The organism is Methylobacterium sp., from assembly GCF_028290105.1.
GTDB lineage: Bacteria > Pseudomonadota > Alphaproteobacteria > Rhizobiales > Beijerinckiaceae > Methylobacterium.
The window spans coordinates 1-3,357 of sequence record NZ_JAQGKL010000095.1 but is presented as its reverse complement, the minus strand read 5'-3'; the positions used below and the strand labels follow the sequence as shown (position 1 = coordinate 3,357).

General features: G+C 64.4%; 1 protein-coding gene and 1 pseudogene. Both read right to left on the bottom strand.

The features are described 5' to 3' along the window. Nucleotides 1-686, bottom strand: a pseudogene (locus JWQ05_RS07385) (YgiQ family radical SAM protein); the annotation flags it as partial. 266 nt (nucleotides 687-952) lie between these two features. After that, nucleotides 953-3,160: a TonB-dependent receptor gene (locus JWQ05_RS07380; RefSeq protein WP_299656870.1), complete on the bottom strand. Its 2,208-nt coding sequence runs from the start codon at nucleotides 3,158-3,160 to the stop codon at nucleotides 953-955. Nucleotides 3,161-3,357 lie beyond the last annotated feature (197 nt).

The following is a 3,357-nucleotide window of genomic DNA, read 5'->3' as shown; positions in this document are numbered from 1 at the left end:
TCGTGCGGCTTCGCGCCGGCGGCTAGGCGGTTCGCCACCTCGACCACGGCGCGCTCGGCATTGCCGTAGAGGAGCAGGTCGGCCTTGGCGTCCGCCAGGATCGAGCGGCGCACCTTGTCGGACCAGTAATCGTAATGGGCGATGCGGCGCAGCGACGCCTCGATGCCGCCGAGGATGATCGGCACGTCCTTGTAGGCCTCGCGGCAGCGCTGCGTGTAGACGATGGTACAGCGGTCCGGGCGGGCACCGCCCTCCCCGCCCGCCGTGTAGGCGTCGTCGCTGCGCAGGCGACGGTCCGCCGTGTAGCGGTTCACCATCGAATCGAGATTGCCGCCGGTGACGCCGAAGAACAGGCGAGGCTTCCCCAGGGCCTTGAACGGCTCCGCCGATTGCCAGTCGGGCTGCGCGATGATGCCGACCCGGAACCCTTGCGATTCGAGCAGCCGGCCGATGATGGCCATGCCGAAGCTCGGATGATCGACATAGGCGTCACCCGTCACCAGGACGATGTCGCAGGAATCCCACCCGAGCGTGTCCATCTCGGCGCGGCTCATGGGCAGGAACGGCGCCGCCTTCCCGAAGAGCGGCAGCTTGCAGGCGAGGGGAGCCGGGGATCGGCTCGCGGACGCCTGGAGGTCGGAAGCCTGGAGGTCGAAAGCCTGGAGGTCGGAAGCTTGGAGGTCCATGGGGTCCGTGCATAGACCGCCAAGGCCGCGAGCTCAACGAATGGCGGGGGGCCCGGGAGCCGCAGCCTCGTCACGGCGGCCGAGGCTCGCGTTCACGCTGCGCCGGGCGCGGGACGCGGGCACGGGCCGGGCCGCGCGTCTTCCCTCGTCGGCCGGCTTTCCGTCCTGCGGCGGTGTCCGTTCGACGTAGGCCGTCGGCGACGAAGACCATCGCCCTCCGCCGCCGACATGCCGGCGGATGGACGATAGTCTTGCAGACCCGTTCCTCAGAAGGTGTAAGAGGCGGACACAACGAAGGTCCGGGGCGATGCGACCGTCACGAAGGTGCCCGTTGTCAGCCAATACCGGTTATCGGCAACGTTCTCGACGTTGAACCGGAACACGAAGGGCCTGTTGTTCAGGATCGTCGCATACCGGAAGCCGAGGTCGACCCGTGTCCAGTCCGGGAACCGTACCGTGTTGGCGCTCGTGAGGTATGAGCCGGACGTGTAGATCACTCTCCCATTCAGGGAGAGACCAGGCACCCAGGGCGTGTCCCATTCGAGACCTGCGGAAACGGTCAGGTCCGGCACGCCTGCGGCGTCGTTCCCACGTTCGAGTGGATTGACCGGCTTGGTCAGTTCCGGGCGCAGGAAGGTTGCACTCGCGAACCCGCGCAGCGTTGGCACGATTGCGCCATAGGCCGACAGTTCCAGCCCCTGATTGCGCTGCTCGCCGTTGTAGGCCAGTGCGTTGGTCGCTGTCTGCACCTGGTCGGGCCGGCTGATCTGGAAGAGCGCCGCCGTCATCGTGATGGTGCCCCAATCGACCTTGACGCCCACTTCCTGCTGATCCGACTTGTACGGGCTCAGGATTGAACCCGCGTTGCTGTAGCCGGGTCCCACGATGGTGCCTGCCGTCAGTCCTTCGGCGTAGTTCGCGTACAGAGAAACGTTCTTCCAGGGCTTGATAACGATGCCGGCGAGCGGCGACGTGGCGTTCGCGTCGTACTCGCTCGTGCGTGCCTGGGTGATGGTATCGTAGCTCTTCTGGTTCACCATCTGGTAGCGAACCCCTGCGGTCAGCAGGACGGTGTCGTCGAAGGCCGACATCGTATCGGCGAGGGCGACGCTCGTCAGGGTGGTGCCCGCGTACCGCTGCGGCGCAAGCCGCTCACCGGTCACGACGGGCAGCGGAGAGGGCCTGTAGATGTTTGACGGCACCGACTCGTCTGCAGAGTTCGCAACGTAGGCGTAGCCGTCCTCCCGCGTGAATCCGGTATACACGAGGTTCATCGAATGGTTGACGAACCCGGTGTCGAAGCGGGCCTTCAAGCCGGCATTGCCGCTGACGGTGCTGCTGTAGGAATCGTAGAAGGCGTTGACGAGCCTGAAGTTGCCAAGGACGTCCGCTCCGCTTGGGAAGCCGAAGACGCGGTAATCCGGGAAGGTCTGCCGGTTCGAGCCTGCGCGATAGCCGATCCCGCCATAGGCCGTCAGCCAATCGGTCAGGTCGTATTCCAGGAAGGAGGCGACCGTGTTGTCGCGCTGCTGGAGCTGCGTTCCAGGGAACCAGTTGCTGCGGCCGCTGGGCGGGCGCGGGATGAAGGGAATATCCGATTGCAGACCAATCTGCGGGCGGAAGTTCTTTGTGTCGTCGTTCTGCGAGATGACGTCGAGCGACCAGCGCAGGCGCTCGCCCTGATAGTCGAGCGACAAGGCGCCGAGCCCCGTCTGCAGGTTGCCGTCGTTGATCGTGGCCTCGCCGGTCCGGCCGAGGCCGTTGAAGCGAAGACCCCATTCCTTGTTCTCACCGGCGCGGGTGCTGGCATCCACGTGAACACCGAAATTGCCGGGGCTGATGAACTGCGGCGTGACTTGGAGGAACGGCACATCGAGCGCGCGTTTGGTGACGATGTTGATGCTTCCGCCGACGCTGCCGCCCGGCGGAATGCCATACATGAACGCGCCCGGGCCCTTGAGCAGCTCGATGCGCTCGATGTACTGCGCGGCCACGCGATTGGATGAGACCAATCCGTACAGGCCGTTCAACCCGACATCCTGCGCCTGAACCTCGAATCCGCGGATCTGGAAGGTGTCGCTGAACCCGTTGCTGGCTGTCGTCAGACGAACCGACGCGTCGTTGACGAGTGTATCGGCGACTGTGCGCGCCTGCTGATCCTGGATGACCTGCTGGGTAAAGTTCACGGTGCTGAACGGCGTGTTCAGGGCGTCTCGGGTCCCAAGGACGCCCAACGATCCCCCGCGCGCGAACTGGCCGCCGGCATAGGGCGGCGGCAAGTCTTTCAAGAGCCCGACGCCCTGTCCGCCACGTCCCGTGCTGCCGGCCGGACCCGCCACCGAAAGCTCGTCGAGTTGCACGGCTTCTTGCGCTCTCGCGCTTGAAGTCGACCCGACCCGGGTGAGAACCAGCGAGGCTGCACCGATCAGAACATACGTCGACGTTGCTGTAAGCGTAGAACCGATCTGACGCACCTTCAAATCCTTGAGCTGGGCATGAGTTGAGCGCCCGACGCTGCATCAGTACCTTAGAGCAATAGTAAATTGCCGATCGATACAGCGACCATCGATGCGGTTAGTTCATCACGCAGGCGTGAACAAGAGCCTGATTTGCGCGGTTGTGGGCGCGTGCTTTCGCAGCAACAAGTACTAATTATTCTAAAGAAAGTTAT